Source organism: Parathalassolituus penaei, from assembly GCF_026626885.1.
Classification (GTDB): Bacteria; Pseudomonadota; Gammaproteobacteria; order Pseudomonadales; family Oceanobacteraceae; genus Oceanobacter; species Oceanobacter penaei.
In genome coordinates, this window is the sequence record NZ_JAPNOA010000059.1 from 326,332 (window position 1) to 351,054 (window position 24,723).

25 protein-coding genes are annotated in these 24,723 nt (G+C 56.0%); 12 read left to right on the plus strand and 13 right to left on the minus strand.

Going from position 1 to position 24,723, the window contains the following annotated elements:
• Positions 1-146: 146 nt before the first annotated feature.
• The 3 genes from OUO13_RS19575 to OUO13_RS20105 form a co-directional block, all read right to left on the minus strand.
• Positions 147-548 (minus strand): 5-carboxymethyl-2-hydroxymuconate Delta-isomerase, encoded by a 402-nt coding sequence (locus tag OUO13_RS19575; RefSeq protein WP_283175593.1) that lies wholly within the window; start codon positions 546-548, stop codon positions 147-149.
• Positions 549-551: 3 nt separating this feature from the next.
• Positions 552-2,015 (minus strand): 5-carboxymethyl-2-hydroxymuconate semialdehyde dehydrogenase, encoded by a 1,464-nt coding sequence (hpaE, locus tag OUO13_RS19580; protein ID WP_283175594.1) that lies wholly within the window; start codon positions 2,013-2,015, stop codon positions 552-554.
• 116 nt (positions 2,016-2,131) lie between these two features.
• Positions 2,132-2,362, minus strand: coding sequence for a hypothetical protein (locus tag OUO13_RS20105; RefSeq protein WP_428982370.1), 231 nt, complete (start codon positions 2,360-2,362; stop codon positions 2,132-2,134).
• Positions 2,363-3,260: 898 nt separating this feature from the next.
• Here OUO13_RS20105 and OUO13_RS19585 point away from each other — a divergent pair.
• The 11 genes from OUO13_RS19585 (at position 3,261) to OUO13_RS19635 (ending at position 15,208) form a co-directional block, all read left to right on the plus strand.
• Positions 3,261-4,025 (plus strand): fumarylacetoacetate hydrolase family protein, encoded by a 765-nt coding sequence (locus OUO13_RS19585; protein ID WP_283175595.1) that lies wholly within the window; start codon positions 3,261-3,263, stop codon positions 4,023-4,025.
• A gap of 12 nt (positions 4,026-4,037) precedes the next feature.
• Complete coding sequence (locus OUO13_RS19590) at positions 4,038-4,826, plus strand: fumarylacetoacetate hydrolase family protein (protein WP_283175596.1); 789 nt, start codon at positions 4,038-4,040, stop codon at positions 4,824-4,826.
• A 3-nt stretch (positions 4,827-4,829) separates the two neighbouring features.
• Positions 4,830-5,633 carry a 2-oxo-hept-4-ene-1,7-dioate hydratase gene (gene hpaH, locus OUO13_RS19595; RefSeq protein WP_283175597.1) on the plus strand — a complete coding sequence of 268 codons (804 nt, stop codon included), beginning with the start codon at positions 4,830-4,832 and terminating at the stop codon, positions 5,631-5,633.
• A 221-nt stretch (positions 5,634-5,854) separates the two neighbouring features.
• Positions 5,855-6,661 (plus strand): 4-hydroxy-2-oxoheptanedioate aldolase, encoded by an 807-nt coding sequence (gene hpaI / locus OUO13_RS19600; RefSeq protein WP_283175598.1) that lies wholly within the window; start codon positions 5,855-5,857, stop codon positions 6,659-6,661.
• Positions 6,662-6,748: 87 nt separating this feature from the next.
• A complete protein-coding gene (gene hpaA, locus OUO13_RS19605; protein WP_283175599.1) occupies positions 6,749-7,672 on the plus strand; it encodes a 4-hydroxyphenylacetate catabolism regulatory protein HpaA in 924 nt (307 codons plus the stop codon).
• Positions 7,673-7,809: 137 nt separating this feature from the next.
• Positions 7,810-9,189, plus strand: coding sequence for a hypothetical protein (locus tag OUO13_RS19610; RefSeq protein ID WP_283175600.1), 1,380 nt, complete (start codon positions 7,810-7,812; stop codon positions 9,187-9,189).
• A 56-nt stretch (positions 9,190-9,245) separates the two neighbouring features.
• Positions 9,246-9,668, plus strand: coding sequence for a homoprotocatechuate degradation operon regulator HpaR (gene hpaR, locus OUO13_RS19615; RefSeq protein ID WP_283175601.1), 423 nt, complete (start codon positions 9,246-9,248; stop codon positions 9,666-9,668).
• A 400-nt stretch (positions 9,669-10,068) separates the two neighbouring features.
• Positions 10,069-11,502: an aldehyde dehydrogenase family protein gene (locus tag OUO13_RS19620; protein WP_283175602.1), complete on the plus strand. Its 1,434-nt coding sequence runs from the start codon at positions 10,069-10,071 to the stop codon at positions 11,500-11,502.
• 61 nt (positions 11,503-11,563) lie between these two features.
• Complete coding sequence (locus tag OUO13_RS19625) at positions 11,564-12,796, plus strand: multidrug effflux MFS transporter (protein WP_283175603.1); 1,233 nt, start codon at positions 11,564-11,566, stop codon at positions 12,794-12,796.
• 18 nt (positions 12,797-12,814) lie between these two features.
• Complete coding sequence (gene hpaD / locus OUO13_RS19630) at positions 12,815-13,741, plus strand: 3,4-dihydroxyphenylacetate 2,3-dioxygenase (RefSeq protein WP_283175604.1); 927 nt, start codon at positions 12,815-12,817, stop codon at positions 13,739-13,741.
• Positions 13,742-14,584: 843 nt separating this feature from the next.
• On the plus strand, positions 14,585-15,208 hold the full coding sequence (locus OUO13_RS19635; RefSeq protein ID WP_283175605.1) for a Shedu immune nuclease family protein: 624 nt from the start codon (positions 14,585-14,587) through the stop codon (positions 15,206-15,208).
• 116 nt (positions 15,209-15,324) lie between these two features.
• Here the strand turns inward: OUO13_RS19635 and OUO13_RS19640 are convergent, their stop codons facing one another.
• The 10 genes from OUO13_RS19640 to OUO13_RS19685 all read right to left on the minus strand — a co-directional run bounded on the left by OUO13_RS19640 (position 15,325) and on the right by OUO13_RS19685 (position 23,890).
• Positions 15,325-15,849 carry an NADPH-dependent FMN reductase gene (locus OUO13_RS19640; protein WP_283175606.1) on the minus strand — a complete coding sequence of 175 codons (525 nt, stop codon included), beginning with the start codon at positions 15,847-15,849 and terminating at the stop codon, positions 15,325-15,327.
• A 567-nt stretch (positions 15,850-16,416) separates the two neighbouring features.
• Complete coding sequence (locus OUO13_RS19645; protein WP_283175607.1) at positions 16,417-17,274, minus strand: YwqG family protein; 858 nt, start codon at positions 17,272-17,274, stop codon at positions 16,417-16,419.
• 177 nt (positions 17,275-17,451) lie between these two features.
• Positions 17,452-18,633 (minus strand): TIGR00266 family protein, encoded by a 1,182-nt coding sequence (locus OUO13_RS19650; protein WP_283175608.1) that lies wholly within the window; start codon positions 18,631-18,633, stop codon positions 17,452-17,454.
• Positions 18,634-18,635: 2 nt separating this feature from the next.
• A complete protein-coding gene (locus tag OUO13_RS19655) occupies positions 18,636-19,319 on the minus strand; it encodes a TIGR00266 family protein (protein ID WP_283175609.1) in 684 nt (227 codons plus the stop codon).
• Positions 19,320-19,332: 13 nt separating this feature from the next.
• Positions 19,333-19,992 carry a TIGR00266 family protein gene (locus OUO13_RS19660; protein ID WP_283175610.1) on the minus strand — a complete coding sequence of 220 codons (660 nt, stop codon included), beginning with the start codon at positions 19,990-19,992 and terminating at the stop codon, positions 19,333-19,335.
• The gene (locus tag OUO13_RS19665; protein ID WP_283175611.1) at positions 19,976-21,169 is read right to left on the minus strand and encodes a M48 family metallopeptidase; all 1,194 of its coding nucleotides are present in this window, start codon (positions 21,167-21,169) and stop codon (positions 19,976-19,978) included. Before OUO13_RS19665 ends, OUO13_RS19660 begins: the two co-directional genes overlap by 17 nt.
• 437 nt (positions 21,170-21,606) lie before the next feature.
• Positions 21,607-22,176, minus strand: coding sequence for a CBS domain-containing protein (locus OUO13_RS19670; RefSeq protein WP_283175612.1), 570 nt, complete (start codon positions 22,174-22,176; stop codon positions 21,607-21,609).
• 104 nt (positions 22,177-22,280) lie between these two features.
• Complete coding sequence (locus OUO13_RS19675) at positions 22,281-22,574, minus strand: hypothetical protein (RefSeq protein ID WP_283175613.1); 294 nt, start codon at positions 22,572-22,574, stop codon at positions 22,281-22,283.
• A gap of 325 nt (positions 22,575-22,899) precedes the next feature.
• Positions 22,900-23,178: a N(2)-fixation sustaining protein CowN gene (gene cowN, locus OUO13_RS19680; RefSeq protein ID WP_283175614.1), complete on the minus strand. Its 279-nt coding sequence runs from the start codon at positions 23,176-23,178 to the stop codon at positions 22,900-22,902.
• A 70-nt stretch (positions 23,179-23,248) separates the two neighbouring features.
• Positions 23,249-23,890 carry a Crp/Fnr family transcriptional regulator gene (locus OUO13_RS19685; RefSeq protein ID WP_283175615.1) on the minus strand — a complete coding sequence of 214 codons (642 nt, stop codon included), beginning with the start codon at positions 23,888-23,890 and terminating at the stop codon, positions 23,249-23,251.
• 244 nt (positions 23,891-24,134) lie between these two features.
• On the opposite strand from OUO13_RS19685, the gene OUO13_RS19690 reads away from it, so the two are divergent.
• Complete coding sequence (locus OUO13_RS19690) at positions 24,135-24,566, plus strand: CZB domain-containing protein (RefSeq protein WP_283175616.1); 432 nt, start codon at positions 24,135-24,137, stop codon at positions 24,564-24,566.
• Positions 24,567-24,723: the final 157 nt, after the last annotated feature.

A 24,723-nucleotide genomic window follows, 5' to 3' on the forward strand; every position in this document is an offset into this window, starting at 1 on the left:
TCAATCAGGGGCTGGTGATGGCCTCGTAAAACACGTATGGACGGTTAACCGCCCTTGCTGTCGGCACCTGCGAACAACAAACCGGCAAAAACGGCTTAACCGCCTTTGCTATCGGCGCCTGCAAACAACAAACCCGCAAAAACGGCTCAGCCGCCTTTGCTATCTGCGCCTGCAAACAACGGATGAATGTTGTTCTTGTTGTATTTGAGTACCGGCGCCAGCTCGGTCATCTCAAACGAAATCTGTACGTAGTGGTGGTCCGTTACCGGTTTCATCCAGTCACACAGAATGGCAAACACGTTTTTGGCAACCTCCTGCTGCAGCGCCATATCACGGCCGTGGCCGATCTTGAGGCTGAGATTGAGGTAACCAAAATCCTCGCGGCCATCGGCGACCCGGTAGTCGTAACAACGGATCGCGCGGCTGCGCACTCCCCCGATGGGGAATGCGCCGGTGGACACCACGTAGTCGTGCAGAGCCTTGAAGAGCGGCTGGAAATCCAGCAGTTCATGGAGGTTGTCTGAATAATCGACGACGAAGTGCGGCATGGATTACACGCCCCACTTCGGAATGTGGTGGGAACCCATGGAGATACAGACGTTCTTCGGTTCACAGAACACTTCGAAGCTGTAATCGCCACCTTCACGGCCAGTACCGGACGCCTTCACACCACCAAACGGAGTGCGCAGGTCACGGACGTTCTGGCTGTTCACAAACAGCATGCCGGCTTCTACCGCACGGGCGATGCGATGCACCTTGCCCACGTCCTGAGTCCACAGGTAAGACGCCAGACCGTAATCGTTGTCGTTGGCCAGACGGATCACATCGGCTTCATCCTTGAACGGAATCAGCACGGCAACCGGGCCAAAGATTTCTTCACGGGCAATACGCATGTTGTTGGTCACATCGCGGAATACGGTTGGACGTACGAAGTGGCCGTTCTTCAGGTGTGCAGGCAGTTCGTGTACTGGCTTCTCAGGGCCACCAGCGATCAGCTTGGCGCCTTCTTCGATACCCACACGGATGTAACCGGTTACCTTGTCCCAGTGTTGCTGGCTGATCAGGGAACCGACCTTGGTGTTCATATCCATCGGGTCGCCCACCTGGATACGGTTGGCGCGTTCGGCAAACTCGGTGGCGAATTTGTCGTAGATGGTTTCCTGCACAAAAATACGGGAACCAGCGGTGCAACGTTCGCCGTTGATGGAGAAGATGCCAAACAGGGCAGCGTCCAGTGCACGTTCGTAGTCGCAGTCGTCAAAAATCATCACCGGCGACTTGCCACCCAGTTCCATGGAGAACTTCTTCAGGCCAGCGCTGGCAATGATGTGTTTGCCAGTAGCCGTGCCGCCAGTGAAGGAAATGGCGTTAACGTCCTTGTTCATGATCAGGGCGTTACCGGTGGTTGAACCGAAGCCGTGCACCACGTTGAACACACCGGCCGGAATACCGGCTTCCATCGCCAGACGGCCGAGGAAATCGGTGGTCAGCGGTGACAGCTCAGACTGCTTCATCACCGCGGTGTTACCCAGCGCCAGGCAGGGTGCAGTCTTCCAGGTGCCGGTCATGAATGGCACGTTCCATGGGGAGATCAGCGCACACACACCGGTTGGCTGGTACAGGGTGTAGTTCAGCATCTGGTCATCCATTGGGTAGGTGTGACCATTCATCTGCTTGGCTTTTTCAGCGAAGAAGTAGAAGTTGCTGGAAGCACGTGGAATCAGAGCATTGCGGGTCTGGTACAGCGGCAGACCAGTGTCTTTGGTCTCCATCTCAGACAGCTCTTCAACGTTATCAGCGATCAGATCGCCGAGCTTTTCGATAATCTTGGAGCGCTTGGCCACCGGCATATTGGCCCACGCCGGGAAAGCGTCTTTCGCCGCCTGAACGGCTTCAGCCACCTGTTGAGGAGATGCATGTGCCACTTCCGCCAGCACTTCACCGGTTGCCGGGTTGACGGTCTCGAACACTTCCTTGCTCTCGACCCATTTGCCGTTAATCAGGTTCTTGATCATTGTTTTTTACCGCCTGCCAGGCGCTCCTCTTGGGGAATCAACACCAGCCCTGAAGTGCCATCAACCGACACAACAAGACAAACCGCTTAATATATTAAGCAAATCTATTTAACATGTTAACCAATGTCAACTAATGCCGCGCATGAGAGGCACAAGAAGAGGTGTCGGGTGTCGGGTGTCGGGCGTCGGGTGTCGGGTGTCGGGCGTCGGGCGTCGGGCGTCGGGCGTCGGGCGTCGGGCGTCGGGCGTCGAGCGTCGGGCGTCGGGCGTCGGGCGTCGGGCGTCGGGCGTCGGGCGTCGGGCGTCGGGCGTCGGGCGTCGGGCGTCGGGCGTCGGGCGAGCAGCATCCACCAACACACCGCTTAAACCCAGCGCAGCTGGCTACCCAATGCCCATCTGGGCGAGCCGGGATTCACCGCAACGGCCGACCCAGCCGGGGCATGGATGCCCCGCAAGGCCCGTTGGCACAGGGATGTGCCATCGGGCCGGGGTCGAAACGCCGTTGTCGGTGAAAACCGGATAAACGAGCCCAGTCGGGCTAAGCAGGGGGAGGCCCGCCCGGCCGGGGGACAAGGTCCCCCAAGAGGGCAAGCAGCCTGGCCAATTAACAAGCAGAGTAGCCGCCAGCAGCCGTCGGACGTCGGACGTCGGACGTCGGACGTCGGAAGAACAGCATCCAGACCACCAGCACAACATTCCCACGCAGGAGCGTGGGAACGAGAAAGCCGATTAGCCGCAAAGCGCCAGATCCGATCGCTGCCCGGCCAGACGTCGGACGAACAGCATCCACCAATACACCGGCGCAGCTGGCTACCAAATGCCCATCTGGGCGAGCCGGGATTCACCGCAACGGCCGACCCAGCCGGGGCATGGATGCCCCGCAAGGCCAGTTGGCACAGGGACGTGCCATCTGGCCGGGGTCGAAAAGCCGTTGTCGGTGAATACCGGAGACACGAGCCCAGCAGGGCAAAAGCAGGGGGAGGCCCGCCCGGCCGGGGGACAAGGTCCCCCTAGAGGGCAAACAGCCTCGCCAATTAACAAGCCGATTAGCCGCAAATCGCCAGATCCGATCGCTGCCCGGCCAGACGCCAAGAATGATCCCATTCCCTCTGCGACCATGGCACTAATTAACATATTAACTTATTGACAACCTCAGCCTGACCCATAAACTACTTAACATGCTAACAAAATAACGAATCGAGGCGGTTGCCTCCCGCAACCACTCCCCCGCATAGAGGAATCATCATGAGGCATGGCCGCATACTGAAGGATGGCGTTGCAACCGCGGTTGCGATTGATCCCAACAGCCAGCAGGACATGACGTCTGCACAATGGCTGCCTGCCACCACCGGCACCGTGTTTGGCATCGCCCTGAACGACAAGACCCTGTACGCCGGTCTGGAAGCTGCGTTTAACGACAAGCCTTATGTCACACCACCGACCCGTCCGGTTCTGCACATCAAGACCCCGAACACCCACATCGGTTACGGCGCGGCGATTCCGGCTCCGGCTGATGGCACCACCATTTATGCCGGTCCGTCACTGGGTATTGTGATTGGCAAACGCGCCACCCGTGTTTCTGAAGCCGAGGCGCTGGAGTTTGTGGGTGGTTACACCGTGGTTAACGAAGTATCGCTGGCCGAAACCTCGTTTTACCGCCCGGCGGTAAAAGCCAAGTGCCGCGATGGCTTCTGCCCGATTGGCCCGTGGATGGTTGATGCCGCTGATGTCGCCAACCCAAATGCACTTTCCATCGTGACCTCGGTTAACGGTGAAAAAACCCACGCTACCAACACCGATCAGCTGCGTTACGGCGTGGCAGAACTGGTGAGCTACCTGAGCAGCTTTATGACGCTGGAAGCCGGTGACCTGATCATTGCGGGCACCCCTGAACGCCGTCCATCACTGGCATTAAAAGCCGGCGACCGCGTATCCATCGACATCGAAGCGGTTGGCGTACTGGAAAACCCGGTCGTAAACGAAGCAACTCTTGGTACGAACCAGGCTTAAGGGAGCTGACACATGAAACGCGCACGTATTCTGGTGAACGGTGAACTGACCAACGTCACCGTTAACGACAACCTCGACGCCGTACTGGCCGACGGTACGGTAATTGCCCAGGCCGACGCCGACTGGCAGCCACCTTGCGACGGCAAGATTTTTGTTCTGGCCATCAACTACGCCGACCACGCCGCCGAACTGTCGTTCAAGGCACCGGATGAACCACTGGTATTCCTGAAAGGCCCGAACGCCCTGCTCGGCCACAACAAGAACACCTACCGTCCGGACAACGTGGCCTACATGCACTACGAGTGTGAGCTGGTGGCCGTGATTGGCAAAACCGCCAAAAACGTCTCCCGTGAAGACGCCATGAGTTACATCGGTGGCTACACCGTCGGTAACGACTACGCCATCCGCGACTATCTGGAAAACTACTATCGCCCGAACCTGCGGGTGAAGAGCCGCGATACCTGCACCCCGGTTGGCCCGTACATTGTTGACGCTGCCGATGTTGCCGATCCGCACAACCTGACCCTGCGCACCTGGATCAACGGTGAACTCAAGCAGGAAGGCTCCACCAAGGACCTGGTGTTCAACATTCCGTATCTGGTTGAGTACCTGAGCAACATCATGACGCTGGAACCGGGCGACATGATTTTCACCGGCACCCCGGAAGGTCTGGCAGACGTGAAGCCGGGCGACGAAATCGTCACCGAAGTTGAAGGTGTTGGTCGTCTGGTGAACTACATGATCAGCGAAAGCGATTACCTGAAATCCATTGGCCATCCATCAGCCCCACAGGAAGCATAAGCCATGCTGTCTGAAGACATTATCAAAGACTGCGCGGCGCAGTTGCACCAGGCCGAAAAAGAGCGCAAGCAGATCCGTCAGATCTCCCTGCAATACCCGGACATCACCATCCCGGATGCCTACAAGATCCAGAGCGAGTGGCTGAAACTCAAGCTGGCTGAAGGCCGCAAGATCATCGGCCACAAGATCGGCCTGACCTCTCGCGCCATGCAGATGTCATCGCAGATCGACGAACCGGACTACGGCACCCTGCTGGACGACATGCTGTTCCAGGACGCCGCCGATATTCCGACCGACCGTTTTATCGTGCCGCGTATCGAGGTTGAACTGGCGTTTATCCTCAAGGCGCCGCTGTCCGGCCCGAACTGCACTATCTTTGATGTGTACAACGCCACCGACTACGTGATCCCGGCGCTGGAACTGATCGACGCCCGTTCGCAGTCCATCGACCCGGACTCCGGCCGCCCACGCAAGGTGTTCGACACCATCTCCGATAACGCCGCCAACGCCGGCATTATCCTCGGTGGCCGTCCGATCAAACCGAGCGAAGTCGACCTGCGCTGGATCTCCGCGCTGCTGTATCGTAACGGCGTGATCGAAGAAACCGGTGTCGCCGCTGGCGTGCTGAACCACCCGGCCAACGGCGTGGCCTGGCTGGCCAACCGTCTGCATCCGTACGGTATTACCCTCGAACCGGGCCAGATTATTCTGGGCGGCTCCTTCACCCGTCCGGTACCGGCGCGTAAAGGGGATACCTTCCAGGTCGACTACGGCCCAATGGGCTCGATTACCTGTTTCTTCAAGTAATTTACTGGTCGGGAGTCTGGAGCCAGGTGTCTGGAGCTAAACAGTATCGCGCTCAGACTGGCTCCCACGCTCCTGCGTGGTAGTCAACCGGTGACGTTCCCTCGCAGGCGCGTGGGAACGAGAAACAATCATTTACTGGTCGGGAGTCTGGAGTCAGGTGTCTGGAGCTAAACAGTATCGCGCCTGACGCCAGTCCCCCGACGCCAGACAAGGGATCTTTTATGTCCGCTCCTGTAAACATCTTCAAACAAGCCCTGAAAGGCGATCGTGCCCAGATCGGTCTGTGGTTGGGTCTGGCCAACAGCTACACCGCCCAGCTGTGTGCCGGTGCCGGTTTTGACTGGCTGCTGATCGACGCTGAACACGCCCCTAACGACCTGCAGACCATTCTTGGTCAGCTGCAGGCAGTAGCGCCGTATCCGTTAACCCCGATTGTGCGTCCGGCCTGGCCTGACAGCGTTCGTATCAAGCAGATTCTCGACCTCGGAGCCCAGACCATTCTGGCGCCAATGGTCGAAACCGCCGAACAGGCCGCCGAAGTGGTTGCTGCCACCCGTTATCCACCGCAGGGAATTCGTGGCGTAGGCAGTGCCCTGGCACGTGCTTCCGAGTTCAACCGCACTCCCAACTACCTGAAAACCGCCAACGAGCAGATGTGTGTGCTGATCCAGATCGAAACCGTCAAAGGGGTCGAGAATCTGGACGCCATTCTGGCCGTCGACGGTGTGGATGGTGTGTTTATTGGCCCGTCCGACCTCAGCGCCGCCATGGGCCATATCGGCAATCCGGCCCACCCGGACGTGCAGACCGTGATTGAAGATGGCATCCAACGCATCGTTGCCGCTGGCAAAGCCCCCGGCATCCTGATTGCCGACCAGAGCCTGGCCCAGCGTTACATCGAATTGGGCGCTATGTTTGTAGGGGTAGGCACCGACACCGGCTTGCTGATGAAAGCCACCACCGAACTGGCCGCCCGCTTCAAAGCAGGCCTGAGCGCCCCGAAACAGGAAAAAGGATCGGTGTACTGACGGGTCTGGTGACGGGAGTCAGACGACTGGAGCTGATACGCGCCCGACTCCCGACGCCAGACACCCGACTGCAGCGGAAAAAACAACATGCCAGTTAATAACAATAACGAATGGATCCCCAATATCGTGATTGGTCAGGACTATGACCGTCACTACGAAAACGCCAGCATCCATTTTGATGTGCTGGGGCGTATGGCCGATTTTTTTGGCCGCGATATGCCCGTGCATCGCCATGCGCGTTTTCTGCAGATCCACTTTATTGATGGCGGTGAAAGTCATTTCTACATTGATGATCAGGTTTACCACTGCTTTGGCCCCAGCTGTTTCCTGACCCCGGCCTCGGTGCCCCATTCCTTTATGACCGAACCCGGTATGACCGGTTACGTGCTCACCATCCACGAATCACTGGTCTGGCACCTGTTACACGACAGCCAGCACACCCATCTGGAAGTTGAGCGCCTGCAGCCGGTAGGCATCGAACAACGCAAACTCGACGAGCACGGTCAGGTGCTCTGGCAACGCCTGAGCCACACCCTTGCCGCCCTCCAGGATGAATGGACCGGCGACGCCCCGGACAAACGATTTGCGCTGGAAACCCTGGTGCGCCTGCTGCTGTTACAGCTGCTGCGTCTGCGCCCGGCGGCGTCGGAATCCAGTATCGTGAACAGCGAAGAACTGCGCCTGTTCCGGCGTTTTTCCGAGCTGATCGAACGCGAATACCGTAATCGCTGGTCGCTGACCCACTACTGCTCGACCATTGGTGTGTGTGAAAGCCGCCTGAATCATATCTGTCAGCGGGTCGCCAACTGCCCGCCGAAACGCCTGATTCATGACCGCATGCTGCAGGAAAGCAAACGTCTGTTGTTGTACTCCAGCCACACCATCAACGACATCGGCTTCCAGCTGGGCTTTACCGACCCGTCGTATTTTTCGCGGTTTTTCCGCAAGCAGACCGGCCAGACCCCACGGGATTTCCGCGAGCAGCACAGCGCCCAGCCCGATCTGGCCTGAAGCGCTCACCTGAACTACCGGGAGCACCAGACCGGCAATCCGGACCAATCCCGCGGCTGCCGAGGCCAGTCTTCATACCGTCACCCGCTTTTTGGTACTATGGCCACCAATATCATTAATATCTTAAGAGAATTTTCTTGAACCGCCCTGCTGCCCATTCATCAGCCCCGTCACCGGCTCCATCACCTGCTCATCCGTCGGCACAGGCATCTGCCTTGCCAGGCTTCTGGCCGCCGGTGGCCGTATCCGGTGTGCTGCTGATCCTGACCTGGGCGTTAACCCTGCTGGACTCACTGGCACTGCTGGAAACCACTACGGTTGCGACCTTGCTGGCGTGGACGTTTGTGCTGATTGAAGTGCCACGGATGAGCCGCAAGCAGCGCACGCCGATTCTGGTGCTGATCGCCGCCGGTTTCGGTTTTGCCCTGTGGGCCAGCTCGCGCGGGGCTGAGCTGGATCTGCTGAAGATGATGCGTGAACACCTGAAGCTGGTGATGCTGCTGGCGGCGGTGAACTTTATCCGGCTGGCGACGCGTTTGTACGCAGGCAGCAAAAGCACCGGCCTGCGCAGTTTTGGTCTGACCTTCGGGGGAATGCACCTGTTTTCATCGGTGGCGAATTTCTCGTCGCTGGTGCTGATCGGCGACCAGATCCAGAATAACGGCCGTATCAGCCCGCTGTCGTATATCCTGCTGTCACGCGGGTTCTCGCTGGCGATTTTCTGGTCCCCCTTCCTCAGTATGATTCCACTGATTCTTGAACAGGTGCCCGGTGTACAGATGCAGCAGGTCTATCCCTGGAGCCTGACGCTGGTAGCGGTTGGCATTCTTTACACGCTGCTGGAAGCGCGCCTGCGTTATAACGATGAACTGCCCGACTACCGGGGTTATCCGATTCGCCCAGCCACCCTGTTTTTGCCTGCGGTGTTGATTGGCACCCTGCTGATCACCCATCAGCTGTTTCCGACCGTACCAATGCTGGTGGTGGTTTCCAGCGTGGCGGTGCTGATTCCGACCCTGATCATGTTCAGCCGCAGTGGTCTCAAAACCGGTATCACTACCCTGCAACAACATATTACCCGCCAGTTGCCGAATGCTCGCCCGGAAGTATCGCTGTTTCTGGCCGCCGGATTTCTCGCCGCTGGCGTAAAATCCTGTATTACCACCGGCCTGATCAGCGTGCCGTTTGAACAGACCAGTGCCCTGGTGGCGATTCTGACCATGCTGGCGACCTTTATCATTGCCAGTCTCGGGGTTCACCAGTTCGCCCTGTTTGCGATTTTTGCAGGCCTGATGCACGACATCACCACCACCCCGACCCTGATGGCGGTGGGATATATAATGGGTGTATCGCTGTCGATGTCGGGCAGCGTGTTCAGTGGCCTCAACTTTATTGTGCAAGCCCAGTACCATACGCAAAGCCGGCAGATGCTGAAGCACAACCTGCCCTATAGTCTGGTGATGCTGATCGTCACCAGCGGTTTGCTGCTGGTAATGGAACAGATGGGCATACACTGATACACACCAACGGACCCGGATGTCCCCATACAACGACAAGAACGGAAGACAGATTCATGCGCAAGTTTGACGACTCCATTCCCCTCAAGCTGTTAAAAGCACGCGAAGCCACGATGAGCTTTTTTCGCCCGATCCTGCAGGAAATCGGCCTGACCGAGCAGCAGTGGCGAGTGATTCGTGCCCTCAATGAATACGAGGAGCTGGAGTCCAAGCAGCTGGCCGATCTCTGCTGTATTCTCAGCCCGAGCCTGACCGGCATTCTCACCCGTCTGGAACAGCAGGGATTTATCAAACGTCGCAAGTCCACCGAAGACCAGCGCCGTATCCTGATCAGCCTGACCGACCAGTCGAAAGACATGTTTGCCTCGGTCAGCCCACGTCTCGAAGGCCGTTACGCCGAAATGACCAGCCAGCTGTCGCCGGAAAAAATGCAGATCCTCGACGACCTGTTAACCCAGCTGGTTCAGCTCAAACCCTGATTGCAGCCCTGCTCAACGTTTAACCACGGCCAGCGCCGACCCGCTGGCCTGCGGTTTATCCTGATTTGCCTCAATCCCTGCCCTGATTCAGCTCAATAAGCCGTCACTCCGACGGTGATTCCCGCCGCTTGTGCGTTGACACTAGATAACATGTTAACTATATTTTACTTAACATATTAACTTTAGCCATCCACTGCTGCCGCAGACAGCAGCGGAACAGGCCAGACTCACCACGGAAGGTGAAACAAGGGTACAGCGTTGCCCCAACAGAGTTCGCTCATCCCTCTGTCGGGGCAACGTCTGTTACCAGCAACCGCTGGTACATAACAACAGTGAAGAACGGTTTCGGCCGCACCGGTACTGCCCTGCAGTCCGGCCAACGACCCCACGGAGTCCAGACATGCTGAAGGCATCCTACCCCTTCTACCTCGCCAACGAGCCACACAGCCCTAACCAGGATCTGGCCGTTACCAACAAATACACCGGCGAAGTGGCCACCCGCGTCGCCATGGCCGACGCTGCCGCCATCGACCGCGCCATTCAGGCGGCGGTTGAAGCCACCGAGCCAATGCGCAAGATGCCTGCCTACAAGCGTCAGGAAATCATTTACCACTGCGTGCGTCGTTTTGAAGAACGCTTTGAAGAAATGGCCCAGGCTCTGTGTGTAGAAGCAGGCAAGCCGATCAAGGATGCCCGTGGTGAAGTGACCCGTCTGATCGACACCTTCAAGATCGCCGCCGAAGAAGCCACCCGTATTTACGGCGAAGTGATCCCGCTCGACATCAGCCCACGCGCCAAAGGTTACAGCGGCCAGTGGAAACGTGTGCCGATTGGCCCATGCTCCTTTATTTCGCCGTTTAACTTCCCGCTTAACCTGGCTGCTCACAAGGTTGCACCGGCACTGGCTGCAGGTTGCCCATTTGTGCTGAAACCAGCTTCGCTGACCCCGATTGGCGCGCTGATCATCGGTGAGATTCTGGCCGAAACCGACCTGCCAAAAGGCGCGTTCTCGATCCTGCCGTGTCACCGCGACGGTGCCGACCTGTTCACCACCGACGACCGCCTGAAACTGCTGAGTTTCACCGGCTCCCCGGAAGTGGGCTGGCAGCTGAAAGCCAAAGCAGGCAAGAAGCCGGTGGTACTGGAACTGGGTGGCAACGCCGCCTGTATCGTTGACGAAGGCACCGACCTCGACGACGCCGTTGGCCGCATCGTGTTTGGCGCTTATTACCAGTCTGGCCAGAGCTGCATTTCTGTACAGCGCATCATGGTTCACGAAAGCCTGTACGAAGAAGCCAAAACCCGTCTGACCAAAGCGGTTGCCGAACTGGTGCACGGCGACCCGGCTGACGAAAAAACCTTTATCGGCCCGATGATCTCCGAGAAAGAAGCCACCCGCCTGCACAACTGGGTTCTGGAAGCTAAAGAAGCCGGAGCCACCGTACTGTGCGGCGGCGAGCGTGAAGGCGCGATGCTGCAAGCCACCCTGCTGTGTGACGTACCGGCCGGTCAGAACGTTAACACCCAGGAAGCCTTCGGCCCGGTTGCGATTCTGAGCAAGTTCTCCGACTTCGACGCCGCCCTGAAAGAAGTGAACAACTCCGACTTCGGCCTGCAAGCCGGCATCTTCACCCGCGACATCTACAAAGCCCAGAAAGCCTGGGACGAACTGGACGTCGGCGGTGTGGTAATCGGCGACGTACCAAGCTGGCGTGTTGACCACATGCCGTACGGCGGCGTGAAGGACTCCGGCATCGGCCGCGAAGGCGTGCGTTACGCCATCGAGGACATGACCGAAATCCGCATGATGGTTCTGCGCAACCCGCAGGCGTAAGGAGCCCTGGGCCGGGCTGCGGACCTGACGCCCGGCCCCGATCCAACCACCGGTAACGATTGTGAAAACACCACCACTGCCGCTGTTGTCGACCATCGCTCTGGCTTCCCCGCTGGCACTGAACCTGTTCGTGCCAGCAATGCCAGACGCCGCCCAGGCACTGGGCACCGACATCAGCACCATCCAGCTGACCTTTACCGCCTACTTGCTGACGCTGGCGATTGGTCAGCTGCTGGCCGGGCCGCTGGCGGATTTTTACGGTCGACGGCCAGTGGTGATCAGCGGTTTGTTGCTGCATTCCGTCGGCAGTGTGATGGCGCTGCTGGCCAGTGATGTCAGCTGGTTAATTGCCGGACGGGTGTTACAGGCCGCCGGTGGCAGTACCGCCATGTCACTGGCGCGCACCATCGTTATTGATGTGTACGGTCGCGACGGCGCCTCGGCCAAGATGGGATACATGGTGATGTCGGTCGCCATCGCCCAGTCGATTGCCCCCACCCTCGGGGGTTTTCTGGCCCTCTGGTACGGCTGGCAAAGCAGCTTTGTGATTCCGGTGCTGCTGGCACTGCTGGTCGCCGGACTGGCGTGGCGACTCCTGCCGGAAACCTGCCAGCAACGCACCCCGGAACTGCGGGTAGGACGAGTGTTAGGCCAATACCGGCAACTGCTGGGTAGCACCGAATACCTCGGTTATGCCTTTTCAACCACCTGGATTGCCGCCGCGTTTTACCTGTTTGTGGGCAGCGCGCCGTATCTGGTGGTGCAGAACCTCGGCGGTAACTCTGCCGAGTTCGGCAGCTGGTTTATGGCGGTATCGCTGGCGTTTATGGCGGGCAGTTTTCTCTCAACCCGCCTCGCCAGCCGCTTCAGCATCGACCAGGTGGTACTGATCGGCAACAGCCTGTCGTTACTCGGAGGCCTGGTGCTGTTTCTGGCCGTCTCGATCAACTGGTTGTCACTGGCAGCCCTGTTTTTACCCATGGCAGTGGTAACCTTTGGACGTGGCCTCAGCCAGCCCAATGCCCAGTCTGCTGCGATCGCCTGCGCAACCGGCAATGCCGGGACTGCCTCGGGCTTGATGGGATGTATTCAGCTGGTATGTGGCTCCGCCCTCGCCCAGCTGACCCCGGTACTCATGGCCCACGGCCTTGCGTACCTGATGTTATGCCTGGCGCTGGCCCCCGCTCTGGCGATGGTATCCCACGGGATTGCCATCCGGCAGCGGCACCATGCCAACCGCACCGACGCCGCCTCACAACGGCAAACGACCGCAACTGCCTCGAACAGCAGATAACAAAAAAGGAAGAGAACTATGGGCAAGCTCGCATTGGCCGCCAAAATTACCCACGTACCATCCATGTACCTGTCCGAACTGGACGGCCCACGCAAAGGCTGTCGTCAGGCCGCGATTGATGGCCACATGGAAATCGACCGCCGTTGTCGCGAACTGGGCGTCGATACCATTGTGGTGTTCGACACCCACTGGCTGGTCAACGCCGGTTACCACATCAACTGCGCACCGCACTGGGAAGGCACCTACACCAGTAACGAGCTGCCACACTTCATCAGCAACATGCCGTTTAACCTGCACGGCAACCCGGAACTGGGCAACCTGATCGCTCGTGTTGCCAGCGAACAGGGCGTCGAAACCATGGCCCACGACGCCACCACCCTGGCCCCGGAATACGGCACCCTGGTGCCAATGCGCTACATGAACAAGGACAACCACTACAAAGTGGTATCCATCTCCGCACTGTGCACCGTGCACTACCTGAACGACAGCGCCCGCCTCGGCTGGGCCCTGCGTGAAGCCATCGAAAAACACTACGACGGCACCGTCGCCATTCTCGCCTCCGGCTCCCTCTCCCACCGCTTCGCCCAGAACGGCCAGGCCCCGGACTTCTCCGATAAAATCTGGAGCCCATTCCTGGAAACCCTGGATAAAGAAGTGGTGAACATGTGGGAAAACGGCCAATGGCCAGCCTTCTGCGAAATGCTGCCGGAATACGCCGCCAAAGGTCACGGTGAAGGTTTTATGCACGACACCGCCATGCTGCTCGGCGCACTGGGCTGGTCTGAATACACCGGCAAAGTCGACGTCATCACCCCATACTTCGGCAGCTCCGGCACCGGCCAAATCAACGCCATCTTCCCGGTTACCGAAGTGTCCGGCAGTGCCGTACCAGGCCCACAGGCCAGTGAAGTCGCCAAACTGACGTATGGACAGAGTCGGTTGTGATTTGAGGTCGGGCGTCTGAAGCCGGGCGTCGGGCGTCGGGCGCATAGAATAAGCGCAGACCCGAAGTGTCAATGCAGGTTGGGCCGTGGCGAAGCCACCGCCCAACTTCTATCAGCAAGCAGTCAATTACGCGATGTTACCAAGCCTAGCGTGAGGCCAATCAAGACCAGAGCATTCAAGGCATAAATCTGCTTTTAAAACAGATTGTTACCTGTGTTCCCCCCTTCCAGAATCCCTGCTTTTACCAGCAGCATCATCAAACCAGCAACAACCCCAATGTCCGAGTATTCACAGATTGCGCGACTTTTCGGTTGCTGTTAGCGTAAGTCCATACCGTTCAACGTTTTGTGCTGTGAGTGCAGAGTAAATGCACGCAGCATAACCAGCAGTCCACGCTTGTTTTTCCAGGAAGGAGAGTTCAGTGAAAATGGAAATCAGCCATCAACTCAAATACCTACCTTCTTTTCGCAAAAAATTGCGTCACCAGAAAAACGCGTATGCGCAGGAATAAATTTAGACCCCATGCACATATTCATTGAGCATCTAAACCATGCACCTACATATCGAGCGCCGAGCTGAAATAGCTCTACGGTCATTACAGAAAACTGAGCAGAAGCATATCAACCGAGCTCTTAAAGAATTGCTCGCGTTCGATCAGGTGACTCTGCGCCATAGCCCGAAAATCCACGTGCTCACGTCGGACCTTTCTGGTAGGAAGCTCTTTGTCTACCGGGGCAGTCCAAAGCTACGCTTGGTACTATCTTTCGAGGGCGAGACCTGCGTTCTTGAGGACATTGTTGATCATGATCGTTTGGGTCGCCTAGTCAAACGGGAGGGACAGGAATGAAGAATCTGCAGCCTCACCTCCTAGATCCGATTAAATGCCGAACAGAATGGAATGATTACAGAGCTCTTCTTGCAGCCAAGCCGACGCTGTCGGAGCAGAAGGATGTATTGCCTTTCTTTAAGAAGAGCAAAGATCTTTCACTCTTGATCTGCAGTTACTTTCCGAACATAAAAACACCAGACCGCTTTGCGCATGAGTACGAACTTGATGGAGATTTCGTTGCTGACTTAGTAGTTGGAGACTCAAAAGTACATCACTATCTCCTTGTCGAGTTCGAGAATGGCGCGACTGATAGCGTATTTAAACAGAAGGGAAAGAAAGCGACACCCGATTGGGCTCCTCGCTTTGAAGGCGCGTACTCACAACTCATCGACTGGCTCTGGAAACTGGAAGACAAACGAAGCACTGCAGACTTCGTTAACACATTTGGTAGTCGTCGCGCCACCTTTCAGGGTCTTATAGTAATCGGCAAGGATATGAACCTCTCTCAACAGGAAAAGGATAGGTTGAAATGGCGCATGGATCGAACAATGATTGATTCAAATGCCGTTTCGATGGTGTCCTTCGATGATCTAGCGGGTGACCTTGATCACTGGCTTAAGGCTTACCATAACGTCTAACCTCTCATTCCACCAAACCTGTGATTTTGTCCCGTTTTCGCGGAAATGATTTGCCCCGGATATAGTAGTTTTTCCTTCCGACAAGTAATCCTTAACGACCTTGTACGGGAGCGGCACTACCGCTCCCGACACACTTCTCCAAACGTCTTCACTGCGTCGACCAATACTTCAGCTATGGCCTGGTTTTCCACAATTCCGTGCGCATCCAGCCCGCTGCCCAGCAGGGGTACGGTGATGCAGGCGGGTTCAACGATCTGGCCGGACATGGTGGTGATGATTTCGCGCAGTGAGGCCAGGGCGTGACTAGCGCGGGGTGAGGTGTTAACCAGCATCACCGGTTTGTAGGGAAACTCGGTGCCACTGACCAGCCAGTCGAGGGCGTTTTTCAGCGGGCCGCTGACGCCATGGGCGTATTCCGGGCTGGCGATAATCAGGCCGTCGGCTTGTTGTAACTGGCTCCGCAGCAACTCCAACGCAGGAATGGGCTGATCTTCGAGGTCGGGGTTAAACAGCGGCAGTTCGGCAATCGAACCGATCTGAATAGCAATGCCATCCGGTGCCAGCGTCGCCATGGCCTGCAGAACCGCGGTGTTGTACGAGCTTTTACACAAGCTGCCGGACAAGGCCAAAAAATGAATCACAACAGGTCCCTCTGAAAGTGGCTTCGAACAGGATAGCGGGTGTTCGTTGTCAGTGTTCATTCCAATATCTGTACAACAATCGGCGCACACATCGACGACACTCGGCTAAATCAATACCAATAACCGATAAAGAGAAGACGCTACGTCAATCGCAAGTACAATCCAAACAGAACCGGAGGGGGTTACCAGAACTGAAATACCGACCCAGTATTCAAAAAACACCGAGTCGGCTTTGTACGAAAGCTTGGGACACTCTGAATAACTCTGCACAGCTCTGCGCGAGCGCTGCAGCGCGTGTGAGCAAGGCGACGAACGCAGCGAAATGACAAGTCCTTTTCAAGTTCGTCAACACCGCTCAAATGCGCTGCAGCCCGCGCCCTTCGGGGCTTTCGGGATGGCGATGACTCGGTGTCGCCGGTTTTTGACGTAGCCCGCTATGCCATCAAACCGGCTTCGTGATTCATCGCCATCCCGATAAGCCAGAGCGGGCACCGAGTTATTCAGAGGGTCCCTTGTGCAATAGCGAATAAAATTATTCACTATCGGGTTTTCATTATCCAATAAGAATCAGTGACAATCCCAGCTAAACGCTACACGAGAAAAATCCAGTTTGGCCAGATCATCTCGATGAATAAAGAAATTGCCAATGCCAGCATCACCCCACATCAGACCGACATCGTCGTCATCAGGTTCCGATGTCGAATCTAACTGAAACAACAACACCCAATCACCTGCATCAGCCGTTACTCGAATATCACCCTGCGTAAACGCCGGATATCCACCCAGCTTGTGCTCAGACCCACCAGTATAGTTATCATCTTCAGAAAATGATTCATCATAGTTTATACCGAAATCAAACACATCCTCTTCCGATCCGGTCGTACTATAAAATGCTTCAAATTCCGGAGACGCTGACGCGTTAACATATTCCTGTTTGATAGAGAACTCCATGCCGTAACAACCGCCATACGTTGGAAATTCGTCCATATCTTCAGGGTTAAAAAATTTACCACAGGTCAACTCATCAGGCTGTTCAGTTGAAGGAACACTCTGCAAATAAACAACTCTGGAATATTGACCTGACACGATGGCATTCCAATAGTCATCGTTATATTCTTCCGGGAAGTAAGCCCCAGCCATCTCCTCTCTGACATAAAACTGCAACAAACCACCATTAGGAAAGCCCGCAAGCGATGGGCATTCATCCAGGTTAATCTGGGCTAGCAACGGCATTTCTTCGCCGTCAATATCCACTGGAATCTGCATATTACTTGGCAAGAAAGCCTGACCGCCAATACGGCTGGCCCAGATATTTTCTGGAGCATTTGCAGTTAAACGAATAGACACAAATGGTTTGATTGTCGCCTTGATTTCGTCAGTCCATTCGGACAAGGATTCTGGGATTTTTGGCATTTTATCAGACATCTTTTCTTCCTTTTGTAGAGATTATTTCCATTTCAGGACCGCAGTATCGTCTTTTCAACGAATTTCTATTCACCCCGGAATTCCGGGGTTTTCTTTGCTCGCTGCTTATTCGCTTGCTGTTTATTCGCTCGCTGTTTTTTCGCTTGCAATGTCTCTCTCGCTGTCACCCTGACGGGCTTATTTCTTCTTCACTGGCCGATACCAGTTCGCCCAGCTGGCAAACGCAGGCACGCTGCGGGTCTGAATCCAGACTTTGCCGTGGCCACGGAAGCGGCAGACCAGGCCTTCGCCGGAGAAGAACAGCGATTTGTAGCCGCCCACCGACTGGATGTCGTAGTCGAGGCCGCTGGTAAAACCAACGATATTGCCGGTGTCGACCACGTAGTCACCAGCAACGTCGATTTCGATCATGGCGCCGTAGGTGTTGAACCAGAGGTCACCCTGGCCGCTACAGCGGATCAGGAACAGGCTTTCACCGGAGAAGAAACCTTTGGTAAAGCCCTGCCATTTGCTTTCAGCGACCACTCCCATGCCGCTGGCAACAAATGCGGAGTTTTGCAGGAAGACTTCTTCGTTATCCAGATACAGGTGTTTAACGTCGCCCGGTGAGCCGGGGGCGATGCCAATTTCACCCGGTACGGTGTCGGCGGTGAATTCGTTTATAAAAACCGATTCACCCGACATAAAACGACTGAGGCCACCCTTGGCGCGAGTTTTCATCAGCATATTGGTGGTCATGGAGGCCATGGCCGAGGCTTCCACCTTGATGGTTTCACCGGCGGGGATTTCGACCGATATAAAGCAGTAATCCGGTTGGCCGCTGAGTTGATAACGGAAGCCTTTGAAGCTTTCCGGCGCTGCCGGTGTATGGGGAGCCTGTGCTGTCTGTTGGCTATCCGGGGTCTGCGCTTTATCTACAGGGTTGGCTGCCGCCGGTTTGCCTCCGGCGATGACCTTGAGGCTGGTTGATGGCTGTTCCGGGCGTGCCGGTTTGGCGCTGGCAGCGCTGTTGGTTGTTTTCGCTACGGATACTGCGTTTGCCGCGCCCGCTGTGCTCGCCACTTCGCCAGTACCAACACCAGTACCAACACCAGTACCAACACCAGTACCAGCAAGCCCATCAGCCGCTGGGGCAGCGGCCACCGGCTCCAGCTGGATACGGATACCAATGGCTTTCATGGCGGCAACCACCCGTTCGGCCATAGCAGCGTCGGTGTTGCGACGAATACAGACCGGGGCGTTACGGACAATCTCGCGCGCTTTGGCATCGTCGACTTTTAACAGTTTGGCGAGGCCCGCCAGAGCGTCACGTGGGTTGGTGCCGGGCTCCAGTTTGCCAGTCAGAATCAGGTTATACATGATCAGGCTTTCCTTGCGATCAGGTTGGGAGTCAGGCTGCTGCCGAAACTTTGCGGGTTATGCGACTGACACCAGACGGTGCCACGACCGCTGAACTTGCATACCAGACCTTCGCCACCCAGGAACGAATGCAGCCAGCTTTTGCCCGCCTTGGTGATGCTGAAATCGAGCGTCTGTTCAAAGGCAACGATATGGCCCGTATCCACGATGTAGTCACCGTCCACTTCTACCGGGTAAATCGCCCCAAACGAACTGAGCACGACTTTACCCTTGCCGGTAAGGGTCAGCCAGAAGATGTTTTCACCGGACAGCACCGACTTGAAACCTTGCCAGCCGATGTCCAGCTCTACGCCCTGTTCGCTGGCCAGAAAGGATGAGCCCTGCACAATCAGCTGCTCGTTATCGAGTTCGTGTACCAGCATGTCACCGGCCAGCGCGGTGCCAAGCCACAACTCGCCCTTGCCCCCCAGAGGCTCGAAGTGGTTCATAAAAATCGACTCGCCACCAACCAGACGTTTCAGCGCCTTGAGCACACTGCCTTTGCCTTTCTGGTGGGTGGTGGTCTCGATTTGCATGTTGCCACTCATGGCGATCATGGCGCCGGACTCAGTGGTGCAGACTTCACCCGGCTGCAGGGATACCCGTGCGGCGGTGTTGCCGGGGCGATGAATCAGTTCTACTTCCATATCCTCGGCTCCTTCAGAATTTCGGGTTCAGCCAGGAGCCCAACCCGGACAGGCTGCGGCTCTGGATGGTGATCTTGCCGTTACCTTCAATACGGGTAACCAGACCTTCACCTGAAAAAATCGACGAGAACAGGCCACCTGCCAGCTGCAATTTCAGCTCCATGCCGGGCTGCCAGGCCACCAGATGCGAGGTATCAACGATGTATTCACCGTCCACCTCCTTGTCGACCAGTGCGCCGTAAGCGCCGTACCAGAGTTTGCCGTTGCCGTGGGCGTAAAGTTTGAACAGACCTTCACCGGCCAGGAACGACACAATACCGGCCCACTTCACGCCCAGTTTGACCTCCGGGGTACAGGCCAGAAAGGCTCCGCCCTGCAGAAACAGGCCGTTTTCATCAATATCCACACAACGGATGTCACCCGGTGTGGGTTGCACCAGATACAAGGAGCGAGGCTCCTGGGTGTTGTTGGAAAAACGGCTGATAAACAGGGTTTCACCACCCAGATATTTGCGCAGCAGACCACGCACCAGCCCACCGTTCAGCTGTGCGGTAAGGTCGATGTTGGCATCCATACTCGACATGGCATTAGACTCGGTGACAATACTTTCCCCCGGAGCCAGCTCCACCTGCAAATGGGCAAATGCCTGCCCACCGTTAATCTCTACCTTCATCCTGCTCAGGCTCCTGTTCTGATTCCGTTACAAACTCCGAGACTGCCTGCTTCAGCGCCCGGAATTCCGAGTCGAGGTTGTAATAAGAGCGGTCCGCCCCGTTTTGTTGAATCAAATCCTGCAAGTTGGCGATGCGTTCGGCGGTTGCCGGATGACTGGCCAGCACCTGATAGGTAGCGGTTACCAGCTCGCGGGTATGTTCATCGCCGAATTCTTGCAGACGTTTTTGTTCTTCCTGTTGCAGCCGCATAAAAAAATCATGCAGGCCGTGAGGATCAATATCGGCCTGTAATAACAAGCCAAAACCGAGGCGGTCGGCCTCTCGTTCAAAATCGCGGGAGTAACTCTGGTTCACCAGCACGGGGGCAGCTCCCACCGCCAGCCCAGCAAGGCCTGAGGCATCACCAACCAACAGGTTCAGCAGCATATAGGTGCCCGCCGTACTGATAAGGTTGCGGGTGCCATGCTGTTCAGTAACGTGGGACGCTTCATGGGCCAAAACGCCCAGCAGTTCGCTGGCGTTATTGGCAGCCAGAATCAGACCGGAATTCACAACGATCCGTCCGCCCGGCAAGGCGAAGGCATTAATGGCGGGGTCGTTCACAATAAACAGCTGGAACCGGTAAGGAGACTGACTCAGGGTATCGAGCAACGGCTGGGCTACCGGGGTTAACCAGCGCTCGACGTTGGCCTGTGGCATCAGCTGTTCACGCAGGCGGATTTCGTCCATGGCAGTATCAGCCATGGATTCTTCCCATGCCTGCGGAATCTGGCGGGCCGCCAGATGCACCACTCCACTCCAGCTGAAGTAAGTGCCTGCACACAGCCCAACCAGCAATAACAGGCTGGCCACTAACCACAGGTGTCCCTGGGCGTTCACCCGACGAGCAGCGCGATGCTGATGTTGCAATTCAGGATGAGCACGCAGGGCGGGATGGTTCAGAACCGAACGGTCGGCGGTGAATAACGTCCAGCTCGGACAAGCGGGATGGGTGAAATACACCAGTCGATTACGGGCACCGCCCATACGCATGAGCAGGCCATTAAAGGGCATTCGTACCGATTGCCCGCCGCCCTGAAACTGCAAACCGGTATCGGATAATTCGAGGCTTCCAGACGATTTGCCTTTGGCAAACCCATCGAAGAAGGCGTGGGCAGGATACGTCTGGCTGTTCATTAACGCTTCCTTACGGGAACAAACAAAAGATTACCAAACGGAATCTGCCGTTTGATGACAAAAGCGTCAACCAGAAAAGGGCGCAATTGTGGCAGTATTGCCATTATTGATGGTTGCGCCAGCCAGAAATGAAGGCTGACGAGAATGCTCCAATCAGCCACTTATCGAGGAAAAATTGCGGGAGTGCCGATTAAAACCGCTATCGGGTCAATCAGAGGTTGGATTTTCCAACCCTTCACGTTGATTCGCCATGGCCGGAAAAAACAATCGGATGCGGTTAAATACTGTTCATCGGAGCAAACAACCATCCCTCCTCATCCAGTTGGTTGTTTGCTAGCGGAGAGTAAGAGACCTTACGTTCCTGTTGACCCCGTCTGGCGCCTGCTGTCCGGACGGGGCTTTTTTTTGCCTGTTATTCAGCCTCAGGCTGCCTGCGCTTATGAAACCGCGGCGAATACCTTGTAAAAGCTGGACTGGTCGTTGATGTTGATCGGCAGACGCAGTTTGCGGGAAATATCACTGGCGGAGAAAATTCCGCGAATACGGTGACGGTCGTGGTCAATCACCAGGCAGTGCTGCTGATGGTTGTCTTTCAGGAAGTTGATCACGTCGCCAATGGTGGAAAACTCCACTTCTTCAATACTCATCGCCAGCAGGTCCTGCTTGCGAGTCATCAGATCCTTCACTTCCAGATCGCTACGGGATACACCACGTTTCATCGCTGCCAGAGTGATTTTTTCATCGCTCAGGTCTTCGGCAGAAATGATGCCGACGAATTGTTTGTCGCTGTTCACCACCAGTTTCAGGCGTACGTGAGTTTTGATCATCACCGCACGGGCATGTTCAGCACCCAAATTCTTGTCGATTACCAGTGGTTCTTTCATCACGAAGTCGGTAAAGAATTCGAGTGCCATGGTATCCATGGACATCTGGCGTGGGGTTTCTGGCCAGGCCAGTTCGTCTACGTTGGAAACAGTGAACAGGTTCAGTTTGCGCATACGGTTCATAGGAGTACTCCTGCGGGACGGGTGCAAAGGCCCCGTCCACCTTATTTTCTGGAATCGGATCGAATGGGTTGCAGAACAACCGGGATTAGTCAGTCAACGAGGAATTACAGAGGGAAACGCGGTGGGCCGCGGCGTTGGACTGTTTCCGATGGCGAAAAGACCGGTTGTGCCGGAGGAGTGGGCAAAGGCACAACCAGGAGGAGAGCAAATAACAGCAGTGCAGGAGCCAGTAACAGGGACGCCAGCAACGCAGGAATAATATCCAGAATCGTTGAGGCACTGTCAGGCTGAAGTACCAGCTGCGGATCGAACATGCCAAATTCAGGCTGTACTTCTACGCCACTGGCGAACAGGCCAATGGTCAGCAGAAAACCGGTGTACAGCAGAAAGCGGGTCATGATCGGCATCTCCAGTGGAGAACTTCAACATCGGGCCTTGCCAGGAAAGCCGTTGTCAGAAGCCGGTACAAACAGGGACCCGCACATGCCCGAAACCCGGGACATATACGATGTCCATCTATTCGGTTGACCGGGTCCTGGCGAACAAGTTCAGCTGGCAACACTATGATCTTAGACTGCGCCCGTCAGGCTGCTTTTGGCAATACAGCATTGACTGGATAGTCAGCGGCTTTATAACCACTGGCTCAAAATGACGAATCAAGAAGTGCTGACGTTGGCCGCCGAGGCCGCATACCACCTGCCTTACAGGCTGAAAACAGTATTATCAACAGCATTCCTGTTCCAGCTTCCATAACAGCTGCAAGGCTATTTCATCGCCACAACCTTCCAGATAGCTGTACAGGTTGTTCATCTGGGCACCGACAAAATAGAGGCTGTCCTGGCCCATTTGCTGCTGTTGTAACTGTTTATCCCGAAAATACTGACACCAGCGCGGGTCGCCATCTTCGGCAACCAGGTGCTGGTTCAGAATGTCCATCAGCTGACGGGCATTGCCGTCACAATCGATTCCGCAAAAACTGACATAACGGTCGGTACTGGTCATGGTGGCTCCTGTTCGGTTGGAATTGCCCAGGTATCTGCGCCACTCTAGAACAACCGTACCAGCACGACTGTCAGCCAGCTGACAGTAACGACGAAGTATCCGCCAGCTGTTGTAACAGCCGACTGTCCAGCACCAGTAAATGATGGCGATCCGGCCGCTCCAGCAAGCCATCCCGAATCAGTCGGTTAATCACCGTCGACAGGGTTTGGCGCGAGGTTCCAAGCAGGCTGGCCAACAGGCCGGTATTGCCAGGCAAACGTAGTAAATGGCCACCCTGATTATCCAGCTCCAGCAACAGATAACGCGCCAGCCGCGACTCCACCGAACGAAATGCCAGATCTTCAATCAGGTTAATGGCCTGATGCAGCATCAAACCCACCTCGCGTAGCGCCTGCACCGCCAGCTCTGGCGAATCGGTGATCAGGCGCGTGAGTTGATCAAGCGGCCAACTGATGGTGCTGCAGGATTCCAGTGCCGCCACCCAGGCACGGGTATGAGTGACGTACACACAGCCCGGATTCAGACAGCCGAGGGTCAGCTCGCGTTGTTCGCCAGTCAGGAAGATTCGCGCTGAGCCTGTCTGCAAGCGGAACAGACGGTTATCGCCGCTGTCCGGGCGGCTGATGACCTCACCTGCGTCAAAAAAGCGCTGTATACCACCAGTCAGAGGTTCCAGCCAGGCCCTGGCCATTTGAGAACTGTCAGGATGCATACCGGGCACTCCAGCCAATATTTCAGCATTGTTCATGGCCTGCCGCGGTAAAACGAGCATTCACTAACACTGTCATTATTGGCAGTCGCACCATGAGATTGGGAGTGCATACAAAACGATCGATCAGTATTCATTTCCAGACCTCGATCAATATTTACGCCATTCAGGGTTTTATCATTTCTTCAGTTTCGATATTTGCCGCATGGATTACTGCCATTCGGCTAACTGTTTCAGGAGAGTTGCCATGGGATTACTGGCTTTTTTTGGCTTCGGCCATGATGATAAAAACGCTGTGGTAGCACAGGCAGCAGCACGCCGTGCAAGCCAGAGCCTGAATATTGATGTATCCATCGCGGCCCATGAAAACTGGCTGACCCGTCTGGAAACCTATCTGGCCGGACGCAGTCATGAAGAGCTGGAGCCAGAGAAAATCGCCTGTGACAACAAGTGCGAGCTGGGCCACTGGATCTACAGTGAAGGTCAAAAGAATCTGGGCGACTTTGCCGCCTTCCATGATCTTCAGGCGGCTCACAAGATGTTCCATTTCAAGGCCTCATCCATTGTCAGTCTGCATCAGGCCAACCGTACCGAAGAAGCCCAGAAAGAGCTGGCCGGTGATATCCAGAAACTTAGCCACAAGATCAAACAGCGCCTGACTGACCTAAAGGCGATCTGATTTGTTCAAAAAATGATCGTTATCCACACCCAGTGTGGATAACGACGCAATTCCCTGGCCGCTGCCTGTCTGGCTCAAGCAAACAGAAAAATCCCATTTTCAGCGAGGAAGTGTCATGTTACCTCGCCCACCCCATCGCAATAATGGCTCCATCGCT